Source organism: Allosalinactinospora lopnorensis (assembly GCF_000981225.1).
Classification (GTDB): Bacteria; Actinomycetota; Actinomycetes; order Streptosporangiales; family Streptosporangiaceae; genus Allosalinactinospora; species Allosalinactinospora lopnorensis.
In genome coordinates, this window is the sequence record NZ_LAJC01000042.1 from 1 (window position 1) to 12,636 (window position 12,636).

General features: G+C 70.5%; 10 protein-coding genes and 1 pseudogene. 5 read left to right on the forward strand and 6 right to left on the reverse strand.

The window, feature by feature from the left end; genetic code table 11:
• Positions 1 to 679, reverse strand: a pseudogene (locus VS93_RS29250) (hypothetical protein); the annotation flags it as partial.
• Between the two features lie 310 nt (positions 680 to 989).
• Here VS93_RS29250 and VS93_RS15915 point away from each other — a divergent pair.
• Entirely contained in the window at positions 990 to 1,703 is a 714-nt protein-coding gene (locus VS93_RS15915; RefSeq protein ID WP_156184871.1) for a hypothetical protein, read from the forward strand.
• Positions 1,704 to 1,961: 258 nt separating this feature from the next.
• Here the strand turns inward: VS93_RS15915 and VS93_RS29785 are convergent, their stop codons facing one another.
• Complete coding sequence (locus VS93_RS29785) at positions 1,962 to 2,336, reverse strand: ATP-binding protein (RefSeq protein ID WP_046470714.1); 375 nt, start codon at positions 2,334 to 2,336, stop codon at positions 1,962 to 1,964.
• A 381-nt stretch (positions 2,337 to 2,717) separates the two neighbouring features.
• Here VS93_RS29785 and VS93_RS15925 point away from each other — a divergent pair, with 381 nt between their 5' ends.
• Positions 2,718 to 3,569: a helix-turn-helix domain-containing protein gene (locus VS93_RS15925; RefSeq protein ID WP_046470743.1), complete on the forward strand. Its 852-nt coding sequence runs from the start codon at positions 2,718 to 2,720 to the stop codon at positions 3,567 to 3,569.
• Positions 3,570 to 3,576: 7 nt separating this feature from the next.
• Positions 3,577 to 3,846, forward strand: a complete 270-nt coding sequence (locus tag VS93_RS15930; RefSeq protein WP_046470715.1) for a DUF397 domain-containing protein — start codon at positions 3,577 to 3,579, stop codon at positions 3,844 to 3,846.
• Between the two features lie 73 nt (positions 3,847 to 3,919).
• Here VS93_RS15930 and VS93_RS15935 read toward each other — a convergent pair whose 3' ends face one another.
• The 3 genes from VS93_RS15935 to VS93_RS15945 all read right to left on the reverse strand — a co-directional run bounded on the left by VS93_RS15935 (position 3,920) and on the right by VS93_RS15945 (position 8,838).
• A complete protein-coding gene (locus VS93_RS15935) occupies positions 3,920 to 4,903 on the reverse strand; it encodes an FkbM family methyltransferase (RefSeq protein WP_046470716.1) in 984 nt (327 codons plus the stop codon).
• Positions 4,904 to 5,002: 99 nt separating this feature from the next.
• Complete coding sequence (locus tag VS93_RS15940) at positions 5,003 to 6,604, reverse strand: SGNH/GDSL hydrolase family protein (protein ID WP_236700578.1); 1,602 nt, start codon at positions 6,602 to 6,604, stop codon at positions 5,003 to 5,005.
• Positions 6,601 to 8,838: an acyl-CoA dehydrogenase gene (locus VS93_RS15945; protein WP_046470717.1), complete on the reverse strand. Its 2,238-nt coding sequence runs from the start codon at positions 8,836 to 8,838 to the stop codon at positions 6,601 to 6,603. The genes VS93_RS15940 and VS93_RS15945 overlap by 4 nt, the downstream gene beginning before the upstream one ends.
• A 233-nt stretch (positions 8,839 to 9,071) precedes the next feature.
• Here VS93_RS15945 and VS93_RS15950 point away from each other — a divergent pair, with 233 nt between their 5' ends.
• Entirely contained in the window at positions 9,072 to 10,013 is a 942-nt protein-coding gene (locus VS93_RS15950; protein ID WP_046470718.1) for a hypothetical protein, read from the forward strand.
• On the opposite strand, the gene VS93_RS15955 is transcribed toward VS93_RS15950, so the two are convergent.
• Complete coding sequence (locus tag VS93_RS15955; protein WP_046470745.1) at positions 10,001 to 10,543, reverse strand: NADPH-dependent FMN reductase; 543 nt, start codon at positions 10,541 to 10,543, stop codon at positions 10,001 to 10,003. The genes VS93_RS15950 and VS93_RS15955 overlap by 13 nt on opposite strands.
• A 525-nt stretch (positions 10,544 to 11,068) precedes the next feature.
• On the opposite strand from VS93_RS15955, the gene nagA reads away from it, so the two are divergent.
• Positions 11,069 to 12,247, forward strand: coding sequence for an N-acetylglucosamine-6-phosphate deacetylase (gene nagA, locus VS93_RS15965; RefSeq protein ID WP_046470719.1), 1,179 nt, complete (start codon positions 11,069 to 11,071; stop codon positions 12,245 to 12,247).
• The last annotated feature ends 389 nt before the right edge of the window (positions 12,248 to 12,636 follow it).

Sequence of the window (12,636 nt, forward strand, 5' to 3'; positions counted from 1 at the left end):
CCCGGCTGGCGAGCGCCGGGACCAGCCACGGCAGGCTCAGCGCGGCCAGCCCCATGGCGAGCAGCGCCGCGGAGTACACCGCCCGCCGCAGCCGCGGGCCGGACTCCGCGTGCAGCAGCGTTGCGGGCGCCGCCACCAGAGCCGACAGCACCATCGAGGAGAACCCGCCGACCGCAGCGGGGACCAGCGCCACGATCACCCGCGGCAGGTCGCGCACGCGGCGCAGCCGGACGGCCGCGGCCAGCACCCACGGCAGCCCCGCGTAGCCGAGCAGCACTGCCCATTGGCCCAGCAGCAGCCGCTCGGCGACGAAGGGGTTCCAGACGTAGCAGAGCCCGGCGACCGTGCCCGGCACAGGGTGGAGTCCCGGCAGCAGCCGGGCCGCTCCGGCCGTCCCGAGCACGAAGACCGCGAGCAGCAGCAGGGCCTGCACGGCGCCGGCCGGGAGGAGCAGCGCCAGCGCGCCCACCACGGCGTCGCTGGGCACCGCCCTCGGGAAACCGGTGCCCGCGCCGAGCGTCACCGCCGATAGCGGCGGATCGGGCACGAACACCATGTCGTAGCGGAGTACCAGCCCCGGCCCGAGTCCCGGCCCCAGCGCGAGGACCCCCGCTGCGCCGCCGGCAAGCCAGGGCGCCAGCCGGCCAAGCACAACTCGTGACCGAGCCCAGCCGAACATCCGACAGTCCCCCAGCGATCGTCTACCCGCCGCTGATGACCGCCACCCCGGCGACCACCCCTTGAGCACGCGAATCTAGCGGAGCCGTCGCGGGCCCCGGTACACCGGCCGCACGTTCCACACGCCGGGCGCCCAGGCCGCGACGCCGCCGATTCCCCGTGGCCGCGCACTCCCACCGCCTCAGGCGAGTGGCGGTTTCCACCGGAGACCGAACAGTATCGCCGCCGGATCCGTGCAGTAGTTACAACGAAGCACACCATCACCGGACGGCCGCACCGGCATCGGCAACGGAGGAAGCGAGACAGGAATCATGAGCACCAATAATCCCCGATCCGGGCCCGACAGCGCGCCCCGCCGCCCCCCGGCCCCTAAGCTCGACGAGAGGGACGCCTCCCTCGCCGCCTCGCGGGAAATGGGGCAACCGCTTGCGAACTGGGATATCCGCGCGCGCCAGCAGGACGGCAGGAGAGCGCTGCTCTACACCGTGGGGGCCATCGCCACCCTGCTGATGATCGTCCCGGTGCACCGGGCGACCAACGACGCCCTCATCATCAGCCACCCGACCGCTTCCACCCTTGTCGGGATACGCGCCTTCTTCTGGATCGCGCTGGCGGCGTGCGTCGTCCTCGTGGTCCTCTCGGTCTTCCGCTTCCTCAGGAAGCGGACGGAGAACATGATCGTCTACCTCTTCGAGGGCGGTCTCCTCTACGGCCGGCAGCACGGAGCCCTGCGCCCGGCGCCCTGGTCGCACGCCTCCCAGCTCACGCTGTACTCCGGGCCTCCGGGATCCTCGCTGGAGGAGAACCTGGTCGGCGCCTTCATCACCATTCCCGGCGGAGTGAGGGACGCGCCCTCCATCACGGGAATCCCCGTGATGCCGGAGATCCTGCGGGAGACCCTGCAGAGGGACCAGGAGAAGCTCCGCCTGCTGGAGCACGTCGCCCGCCAGGCCGACCTGCCCGTCGTCAACGAAGTGCTGGAGACGGACGTCCCGGAACCGGAGGCCGACGCAGCGCCCCGATGAGCGCCGGTACCCGAGCGGCGGGGCCGCCGTCCACGGCCCCGCCAGGCTCGTTCTATCCGGCCCGCCCACGCCACGCGCGGCGCCTGGGCCGCCTGTAGGGCTTCGCCAGCGCTTGCGGTATCGGGGGCGCGCTGGCGGGCAGCACGGCGGCGAACGGCCGGGGACGCGGAGTCGATCGCGGGCGGTGGAACCCGGGGCCACGGGAGGCGCCGAACACCGCCCGCACATAGGACGCGCAACCGGGCGCGGGTGCCCCGCTCATGCCGCATTCCCCCTTAGAGCGGCGGGCAGCTCGGCCCAGACCGAGGTCAGCCTGTCCTCCGGGGGCGCAGTCCAGCCATAGCGGCAGGACTGCAGGGCGACCAGCGCCAGGCCGCGCCCGTGCTCGGCGCCGAGAAGGTCGAGGGCGTCCAGGGCGGCCGGGGGCTCCTGCGGCGCGCTGGTCCGGTCCCCGCGCGGACCCATGTCGCAGACCCGCAGGCCGACACCGTGGTGCGGGAAGTGGAGCACGGCGACGAAGAACGCCCCCTCCTCCCCAGAGGCGGAGTGCGCAATGGCGTTCGAGGCGAGTTCGCTGGCGGTCAGCTTCAGTGATGCCGCCAGGTCGGGCAGGCGGCATAGGGGCGTCGGCAAGCGAGGAGGCGCCGCACCGCCCAGACGCGCAGCTCCGAAGGGGCGTCGGGCGTGCCGGGCAGTGCCAGGTGCTCGGCCGGCGGCCCCCATGCGGGCCCGGGCGACGCCAGCGTCGGACGCGGGATAAGTTGGGTCACAGTTCTGCTCTCCTGGGTTGTTCAGGACGAGTGGAATGAGGCCCCTGGCGGGTGGTACCAGCACCCACCAGGGGCCGTTTTTGTGCGCGCAACCGGACCAGTTTCGGGAAATCCCTAACAGGGTGGGGCCGGGAGGGCACAGTTGTAGTATGCGCCACGCTAGCGCTAATATGCAAGCTCCCATTTGAGAACTCTCGTATAGTGACGAGCCGTCTGTATCGACCACGGCGAGGTGACGCTGGAAATGAGCGAACGACTGACGGTGGCGCGCTGGGAACTGGCGAAGCGACTCCGCTCGCTCAGAGGAGATCGTGGCTTCAACGCAGTGGCAAAGGCTGTCCGGGTGGCCCCATCGTCCCTCGCACGCTGGGAAAGTACGGGCGCGAACAGCAGCGTTCCTGGACTGTTGGCACTGGAGCGCCTTCTGGAGCACTACGAAGCGGACCAGGAGACGTTCAACAAGCTCATCGCACTGCGGAGCCATGCCAGGAAGGCCAACTGGTGGCAGGGCTACGAACTGAGGGAGTACTACGGCACTTTCATCAGCCTGGAAGAGGCGGCAAGCAGCATCGCGACATACGAGAGCACCCTTGTTCCGGGGCTACTGCAGACCGAGGACTACTCCCGTGCGGTGACCAAAGCCATCCGGCTCGGCGAGCCCGCGAATGTCGTGGAGGATCTCGTCAAGGTCCGCTGCGAACGCCAAGAGAAGTGGTGGCGGAACTCTGACCGCCGGATCTGGGTGATCATCGGTGAAACCGCTGTCACTCAGCACACGGGTGGAGCGGAGATCATGCGGGCTCAAATAGACCACCTGCGCAGCATCTCCCACGATCCGCGCATCACTCTCCAGGTGCTGCCCTTCGACGCGGGCGCCCACGCCGCACTGGAGGTCGCCAGCTTCGTGATCCTGCACCTACCGGACGATGCACTCTCGACCGTCTTCTTGGAAGGTGCGGGGAATAGTATTTTCCTTGACGAAACTACTGATCTTGACCGGTATGAGGCGATCTTCAACCGGCTACGGGCCGCGGCGTTGGACACAGAGCCAACCCGCGAGCTGCTGCAGCGGAAGTTGACCGAGTTAGGAGGCTGATCAGCCGATGATCTCCAGAAATGAACTCTTTCAGCTGGCCGCTGCAGTCTGGCGGAAATCTTCCTACAGCGGCGGGAGCGCCAACTGCGTTGAAGTAGCCGACCTGTGGCGCACCAGCAGCTACAGCGGCGGGAGCGCCGACTGCGTCGAGGTCTCCGATCACCGCGCCGCTAGCCATGGGCTGCGGGATTCCAAGGCCCCGGACGGCGCCGCGCTCTTCGTCTCGTCCGCGGAGTGGTCGGCCTTCCTCAAGGCTGCCAGGGACGGCCACCTCTAGCCGGACGACAGAACCCGCCGATCTTGACAGAAGCGTTCCTTCGCCGCGCGGCGAAGGAACGCTTCTGTCAAGGTCACTGTGATGTGGATGGTGGCAGCATGTCCGCGCGCACCATCACGCAGTCGAACTCCAGCACGCGGCCGGTGGTCTCCTCACGCGTCACCGGGAACATGCCGGTGATCTCGAAGCCTTCGGCCTCGTAGGTCTCGATGGCCTCGCCCATCCGCGGCATCCCCTCGTAGATCCGCATCAGCGCGACCTCGGACTGCAGGCCGACGAACTCGCCGGTCCACTCACCGGCACCGGCGAAGGCTTCCAGGTCGTATCCCTGGGTGTCGAGTTTCAGGTAGGGGCGGGGATCGTCGATCCCCTTGAGCGCCTCGTCCGCCAGGCTGTCGAGCCGGCGCACGTGGATCTCCTCGGGCCGGGTGTTCCGGAACCGCTTGTAGCGCTCGTTGCCGAACGTGGTCGGGTCGAGCAGGGAGCTCATGGAGCCGTACACGACGTTCATGGTGTCCACGCGCTCCTCCCTGCCCAGGGCGTAGGGGTACACCCGCCATTCGGGGTCGTCCTCGGCCACGCGCCGCAGCTTCTCCGCGGTGGCGGCCACCGGCTCGAAGGAGACGATCCGCCCCTTGTAGCCGTACTTGCGCAACTGCCTGCCGTACTGGCCGATGTTCGCCCCGACGTCGAAAACACAGTTGACCTGGTAGTGGTCGAGCAGGGAGGCCACGTTCCGGGCCGCCAGGTAGTTGTGGGCGGCCTTCTGCATCACCCACTCGTCCTCGGCGTCCTGGTTGGCGTCCACGAACAACCGGGCGCCGGGGCCGAAGGACACCGGCCTCCACCGCGCGGAGGCGGCCGCACCGGTGACCATCGAGGCGACGTGGTCGGCGAACTTGTTCTTGCCTCGGCTGACCAGCCAGGACCTCGATCCCATGGGGGTCACCCGGTAACCGCCCCGGCGTGACAGCAGGGCGGCTCCGGATTCGAGGTCCTTTACGTGTACGTTGAGTTTCGGGAGAAATTCAAGGAGTCGTCTACGTAGCGTAGGCATAGGTCCCAACCTGGCAGCCAGTGAATAACGCTGAAATAAAGCGCCCTGGTCAGTGCATGCCTTCTCGCATATGCGCCAGGCGCGGGTGGATGCACCGTACTATTCCCCGGCTTCGAGCACCACTGGATCGGAGTACTCGCCCTCCACGAAGTCGCGGTGCGAGCGGACGACGAGCTCGTAGCCCCCGCCGCCGTCCGCGGTGATCGCCCATTCGGTGTCGTCCTCGACGATTCCGCTGCTCGCCCAGCCCTCGCCGCCGTCCGGGCCGAGGTCGTCCTGCGGTTCGCATTCGGGGTCGCCGTTCCCGTGGGCCTCGCAGTCCAGCGGACGACGCCAGATCTCGTAGTGGCCGGCCTCGTCCACCTCGGACCATGCCAGCGTCTGGCCGCCGTCCTCGATGCGCACCGATTCCGGCGCGTCGGGCGGTTCGTCGTCGACGGTGATCTCGACCGGTTCCGAACGGAGGCCGCCGTCGTCCCCCTTGTACGGTTGGATGACGAATTCGTAGGTGGCGCCGCTGAGGAGGTTGTCGATGCCGGCCTCCTCCTGTGTCCCGTCGATGTCGGCGGGCAGCGGAACGAGCTCGTCCGGTAGGGGGCGCACCCGCTTCTGCAGTACCTGATAGCGGGTGGCTCCGGGGACCGGGTCCCAGGTCAGCACGACCTCGCCGTTGTCGTCCTCGGCGCTGATCCCGGTGCGTCCCCTCGGTCCGACCTCCACGTCCGGCAGTGGGCGCGGGTAGAGGTCGCCCAGGCTGAGGCGTTCGGAGAGCGCGTCGGCGAACGCGGCGGCGATCTTCTGCTCTCCGCGCGGGTTGGGATGCGTGGTGTCCCAGTTGTCCTCGGCCGGGGCGTAGTCCTCGGCGGAGTGGGCCACGACGACCGGAGAGCCGTCGCCGCTGAGCTGCTCGCCCAGGGCCGGCAGGCCCCGGTTGAACTCGGCGACCTGCTCGTTCAGCTCCTCGTCGCGGCCGGTCCCCCACACCGGGGTGATCTCGCCGAGGACGATCTGCAGTCCGCCGTGCGCGACCCTCGCCGTGACGACGGCCTCGACCAGGTTGTCCAGGGACTCCTGCGCCGACCGGCCCGCGGCCAGGTCGTTGATCCCGGCCATCAGCAGCAGGTAGTGCGGTTCGAACTCGGCGACCTGCTCCCCGATCCTCTCCGTGACGTCCCCGGTGGAGGCGCCCCACCGGCCGGCGTGCTCCCGGTCGAAATCGGGGTCGGCGTAGTCGTGGTTCCCCCCGGCACTGGTGTTGACGTCGAGCATGTCGTCGTAGGGGCCGACGAAGACGACGTCGGCGCCCGATCGCTCGTCCAGGTGCTTCCACAGCCGGTAGCGCCACGTATAGTCGCCGCTGCTGCCCTGGACGATGGAGTCGCCCGCCACCATGATCCGGGCGGTTCCCTCCGGAGGTGTCGCGACGGGATCCGGTGAGCGCTCCCGCTCCTCGGGGGCGGGGTCGTCACCGGCCCGGAAGGTTCCGGTGAACGTCTGGATCAGCAGCAGGGTGACGAACATGGCCGCCAGCATGACGCCGAACAGGCCGAGCGGCGTGGGTTGGAACCGGGGCTTCCTCCGCGCCTGCGACTCCCCGTCCGCGTCCCGTCCCTCGTCCGGGGCCGCCGTTCCGCCCCGCCGGGGAAGCCGCAGCCACCGGGGCAGCCGCCATCGCCGTTCGTTGGGATTCTCACTTGTCACGGTCGGGTCTGCGCCTCCGGGTCGCGCGGCAGTCCGAGCAGGCGTTCAGCGATGATGTTCAGCTGCACCTCGGTCGTGCCTCCGTAGATCGTCATGGACCGGCTGAACAGCATAAGCCGCGCCCAGGCTCCGCTGGCGGCCTTGGTGTCCTCGTACACGGCGGCGCCGCCCTGGCGTTCCCAGATATAGTCGGCCACCCTCTGGTTGAACTCAACGCCGAGCAGTTTGCGCACGCTCGCCTCGGCGCCGGGCTCGGCGCCGAAGAGCTGTTTCAGCGCCACCCGCAGCCCGAGCAGCTCGATCGCCTGTCCTTGGGCGACGAGCCGACCGATCTCGGTCCGCACGCCGGGGTCGGCGGCGCGTTCGCTCGACTCCCCGAAGAAGGCGAGCAGCTCCGGGACGCCCGCGCCTATCCCGCTCCCGCTGGAGAGCGCCACACGCTCGTTGCTCAGGGTGTCGCGGGCGACCCGCCACCCCTGCCCGGGCTCGCCTATGACGCAGTCGTCGGGAACGAAGACGTCGTCGAAGAACACCTCGTTGAACATGGTCTCGCCGGTGAGTTCCCGCAGCGGGCGCACCTCGATGCCGGGGGAGGACATGTCCACGACGAAGTAGGTGATGCCGTCGTGCTTGCCCACCGCGGCCGGGTCGGTGCGGGCCAGGCAGATGCCCCACTGGGCGACGTGCGCGAGCGAGGTCCATATCTTCTGGCCGGTGAGCCGGTGGCCGCCCTGGACCCGTTCGGCGCGCATGGACAGCGAAGCCAGGTCGGAGCCGGCTCCCGGTTCGCTGAACAGTTGGCACCACACCAGGGCGCCGCGCAGTGTGGGGCGCAGGAACCGCTCTTGCTGCTCGGGGGTCCCGTATCCGGCGATGGACGGCACGACCCACGCTCCGATGGCCAGGCCCGGTCCCTGCACGCCGAGGCGCTGCAACTCCTGCTGGATGAGGAGCTGCTCCAGGGGCGGGGCGGCACGGCCCCAGGGACGCGGCAGGTGCGGCATCACCCAGCCGCCGTCGGCCATCGCGGCGAAGCGCTCCCCGTTCTCCGTGATGGCCGCGATCCCGGCGATCTCGGAACGGATGCGCTCGCGCAGGCCGCGGTCCTCGCCGTCGTCCAGCTCCACCTCCACGGGGCGCCGTTGTCCGGCCAGCGCGAGGTCGGCGGCGGTGGCGGCCCAGTCGGCGGAGAACCCGGCGAGGGCGCGCAGGGTCGAGGCGCGGCGCAGGTAGCGGTGCGCGTCGTGCTCCCAGGTGAACCCGATGCCGCCGTGCACCTGGACGCAGTCGCGGGTGCAGTGGAGTGCGCTGTCCGGAGCGACCAGCCCGGCCACGGCCGCGGCGAACCGGAACCGCTCGGCACCGTTCTCGCGGGCGCGCCGCCGGTCGGCGGCGCGCGCGGCGTCCCAGACGACCGCGCGGGCCTGCTCGACCGCGATCGCCATGCGGGCGCATTTGTGCTTGATCCCCTGGAACTGGCCGATGGGGCGGCCGAACTGTTCGCGCACCCCGGCGTACTCCGCGGCGGCACGGGTACTCCACGCCGCGATTCCCGCGGCTTCGGCACCGAGGAGGACGGCGGCGATCCCGGCGACGTCCTCGCGGGTCAGGCCGGTGAGGACGGCTTCCTCGGGGACGGTGGCGCCGTCGGCGGCGACCCGTGCGACACCGCGGTCGACGTCGAGGCTGGGAAGCGGGACGACGTCCAGCTCCGCGGCCTCCAGCACGACCCATCCCTCCCCGCCGGGGCCGACCACCGGGACGACGACCACGTCGGCCAGCGCACCACCGAGAACGGGCTGCGCTGTACCGCTGACCGACATCCGGGTCCTGCCGGCGGAGACGCCCTCCTCCTCGACCGCGGTCAGGGGCGCGCCGAGGGCGAGCGCGGCGGTCCTGGTGCCGTCGGCGAGCCCCGGCAGCAGCCCTGCCCGGGCCTTGTCGTTACCGCAGTGGTCGATGACCGCGCTGGCCAGGACCGTCGGCAGGTGCGGACCGGGTGTGAGGGCGTATCCGAGCTCCTCAAGGGCGACGGCCAACTCCAGCAGCCCGGCTCCCTGTCCGCCGTACTCCTCGGGCAGGTGCAGGCCGAGCACTCCCTGCTCGGCGAGCGCGTCCCAGAACGAGGGCCGGGCGGATTCGGCCGCGGCGCGGGCGGGCCGGACGTCGCGTTCGGCCCAGCCGCGCACTGCTGCCGCCAGCTCCTCGTGTTCGCCGGTGATCCCGATGGCCATCGTCGACCTCTCATTCCCGTAATCGCGACGCCACCAGACTAGAACTCGTTATACACACCTGGTCAACTACGCTTGCGGTAAGCCCACCCGGAGCGGCTACGGCTCTGGGCACCTCATGTTCACAGGGGCGGTTATGCGCACACCTGGCGGTGCCGCGATGCCGTTCCCCACGACGGACCGGTTTCGCGAAACGGGTTCTACAAAACATCCGCTGCACGGAAAGGCGGCTTCACGTGACGGGCCTGATCGCCGCGCTGCTGTCCGCTGCGACGTACGCCCTCGGGCTGACCATCGAGCAGCGCGCCCTGCACCGCGCCCCGGGAATCAGTGTGCACCGCCCGTTACACCTGGCGCGAGTGCTGCTCGGCAACGGGCGTTGGGTGGCGGGCTGCGCGCTGGCCGCTCTCGGCAGCGTCGGCCTGATCATCTCGCTCGGTCTGGCCCCGGTATCGGTCGTCCAGCCGGCGTTCGCCGGCGGTATCGCCATGGCGCTGCTGCTCGCGGCGATGATCCTCGGAGACCCGATCACGCGCGGGGAACGCGTCGCACTGGGGGCGATGCCGATCGCGCTGCTGCTGCTCAGCCTATCGCTGGGGCCCGGCGGCGGGGAGACCGGGACCGTGGCCGACGTCCCCCTTCTGCTGCTCGTAAGCATCGGCACGGTAGTGCTCTGCGTGGGTGCCGTGGCGCTGGCCGCGAGGGGCGGGCGCTACGTGTCGGCCGCGGCCATGGGCGCCGCCGCGGGCCTGTCCCAGGGGGTGGCCGGCCTCCAGGGCAAAGGGCTCGGCGGGCTGCTGGCCGACCGCGGCCTGGCGGACGCGATCCTCCCGGCCCTGACCTCGCCCTACCCCTACCTCTACGCGCTGGGCTGGGCGGTCGGCATCGTGCTGTTCCAGACCTCGCTGCAGCGTTCCCGGGCCTCGATCACCGCGCCGGTCTCCAACGTCGTGGGCAACGTCTTCATGGTGGTCCTCGGAACGGTGATCTTCAGCGAACAGCTCCCCTCCGACCCGCTGATGCTCGCCCTGCGCATCCTCGGGTTCACGCTCACCCTGACCGTGGTCGTCCTGGTGCGCGGCAGTGTCGCCCAGGCCGAGGCCGACACCTCGCGGCAGCGCTCGCACAACGCCGGCGTCCGGCCGGACGCCGGCCCCGACGGGCCCTACCGGGCCTGAGAGGCGGGCGGGTTGACGGCCAGTGCCTGGCGCAGCGACTGGGCGGCGACGTCGGCCCACGCCTCGATCACGTTGCGTGGTCCGGCGAGCTCGGCCTCGGAGAGCATCAGCCCGGGCTCGGCCACCCATGCGCCCAGGTCCGACAGCAGGACCCTCAGGTCGTCCTCGGTGTTGCGGCCGTTGCGCAGGTCCGCCACGACCGCCATCGGCACCGCCACCGCGTGCCCCAGCCCGAGTTCGGGAAGGCGGTCCACGAACACCTTGAGCAGCCCCGTGTAGCTGCCGTGTGCCTGCGGTGTGGCGACAAGCAGGACGTCGCTGTCGGCGACCCGCTCAAGGGCGTCGGCGACATCCCTGCCGGGCTGTGCGGCCAGCAGCGCGGGACCGAGTTCGGCGAGGTCGATGACGTGGGGAGCGGGGCGTGTGCTGCCGGCGGTGAGTTCCGCGATGGACTCCGCGGCCTGAAGGGCGGCGGAACGGACGGCGGAATGGGACTCGGGGGCGGAAACGAGCACGGTGAAGCGGTTCATGATGATCTCCTGGTGAGTGCGGCCGTCGCGGCCGCTGAGCGCAATCGGGTCGTCCGGGTTTCGTCGGCCGGTCGGAAACAGGCGTCTGCCGAACCGGGAAGCGGGTTCCCCGCTGGGCCGGAGCCTCGGCATCCGGACGGCGGCGCGCACGCACCGGCAACGGGGTGCCTGGACACTTCCGGGGTGACGGCGGTCGAGGGCTCTCACGCTCCCCGAGGGAGCGGGCCCTGCGGGTGCTAGCTACGACAGAGTGCGCTCGCCTGCTGTCGCAGATCGACGTGCAGGCGCTGGACGAGCAGCTCACCGGCGGTCATGTTCCCCATGATGAGCGGGGGGAACGTTATCGTCAATGCGTGATGGGCGGATTTGTCGCTGCCCCGGGAGCCGCGACCGACCCCCGAAGCGACGCCGAAGCACGGGGGCGGCAACGCAACCTCCCAGCTCCTCGGGGCTTCCAGGGCCGCGCGCACCGCTCCGTCCCGCGGCACGGAATGCAATGTGGCATCGGGCACAGGAGGACCCCGGATGGACCAGAGCGCGACCGCGATCACCCTTACCAACGCACGGATGATCGTGCCCGGCGGCGTATGCGAGGGTTGGCTCCGCGCTGACCGAGGACGCATCGTCTCCCTCGACGCGGGGGAGGCTCCCCCGCACGGGGGCGGGGAGGTCGTGAACGCCCGCGGCCGCTGGGTGGTGCCGGGCGCGGTCGACATGCACATCCACGGCGGCGCGGGGGCGGCCTTCACCGACGCCGACCCGGAGCGCGCGATGCGTATCGTCGAGTTCAACCGGGCCCGAGGGGTCACCACGCTCCTCGGGGGGCTCGTCACCGCCACCCCTTCGGACACCCTGAAGCAGGTCGCGGCGCTCACCGAACTCTGCGACGCCGGGGAACTCGCCGGAATCTACCTTGAGGGTCCCTACATCGCGAAGTCCAAGTGCGGCGCACACGATCCGGCGCTGCTGCGCGAGCCGGACCCGGCCGAGTTCGACCGGATACTGAAGGCCGGACGCGGACACGTGAGGATGGTCACCGTCGCCCCGGAGCTGCCCGGCGCGCTGGAGCTGATCCGCCTCGCGGTCGACTCGGGGGTCGTCGCGGCCATCGGCCACACCGAAGCCGACTACGACCAGGCGCGCGCCGCCTTCGACGCCGGCGCCACGGTGGCGACGCACCTGTACAACCAGATGCGTCCACTGCACCACCGCGACCCGGGACCGATCGCGGCGGCGCTCAACGACGAGCGGGTGACCGTCGAGTTGATCAACGACGGTGTGCATGTCCATCCAGGTGCGGCGGCCCTGGTCTTCGCTTCCGCCGGGAGCGACCGCGTCGCGCTCATCACCGACGCGATGTCCGCGACCGGGCTGGAGGACGGCGAGTACACCCTGGGCAAGCTGCGCGTCGTCGTCGAGGGCGGCCGAGCCGTGGTGGCCGAGACGGGGACGATCGCCAGCAGCACCATTGTGCTGCCCGACGCCGTACGGCGAACGGTACACGACCTGCCGGGGGTCGGGATCGAGGCCGCCGTCCACTCCGCGGCGGCGACGCCCGCGCGCGCCCTCGGCCTGGACAGCGCCGGCCTTGACGCCGGTGTGGGATCCCTCAAGGTCGGCAACCGGGCCGATCTGGCCCTCCTGGGCCGGGATCTCGCGGTGGAGGCCGTACTGCACAACGGCGCGTGGGTGCACCGCTCCTGAACCCGGGCCGCTCCTCTCCGGCGTGTCGACGACCGGGACAAATACCCCTCCGTAATAATTCACTGACAAAGGGTAAACATCGGGGTGAGTGGGGAGCCCGCAACGACCGCACTCGACGGACGCGGCATACGCGGGGAGCAGCTCACCCGGCACCACGGCTCTCACGGGCCCACCTGCCCGCCCAGCCGAGGGGAGCGCACCGCAATGCTGGACTCGTATGACACCACCTGCGCTACCCGCGCCGTACGGCCGTGCTCCGGCGCCCGGCTGGAAAACGCGGCGATCAAGGCGGTCTGAACCGTGCCCGACTTCCGCAGGCCGCGTGCGGGCCGGTGGACGCCCTGGCGCACCGCCCCGCCGGCCCGTCTCATGCGGCATGCCACCGGGAC

Excerpts from the sequence above, each read along its gene's own strand:
- VS93_RS15915 (WP_156184871.1), top strand. The coding sequence starts at position 990 with ATGAGCACCAATAATCCCCGATCCGGGCCCGACAGCGCGCCCCGCCGC.
- VS93_RS15925 (WP_046470743.1), top strand. The coding sequence starts at position 2,718 with ATGAGCGAACGACTGACGGTGGCGCGCTGGGAACTGGCGAAGCGACTC.
- VS93_RS15930 (WP_046470715.1), top strand. The coding sequence starts at position 3,577 with ATGATCTCCAGAAATGAACTCTTTCAGCTGGCCGCTGCAGTCTGGCGG.
- VS93_RS15935 (WP_046470716.1), bottom strand. The coding sequence starts at position 4,903 with ATGCCTACGCTACGTAGACGACTCCTTGAATTTCTCCCGAAACTCAAC.
- VS93_RS15945 (WP_046470717.1), bottom strand. The coding sequence starts at position 8,838 with ATGGCCATCGGGATCACCGGCGAACACGAGGAGCTGGCGGCAGCAGTG.
- VS93_RS15955 (WP_046470745.1), bottom strand. The coding sequence starts at position 10,543 with ATGAACCGCTTCACCGTGCTCGTTTCCGCCCCCGAGTCCCATTCCGCC.
- nagA (WP_046470719.1), top strand. The coding sequence starts at position 11,069 with ATGGACCAGAGCGCGACCGCGATCACCCTTACCAACGCACGGATGATC.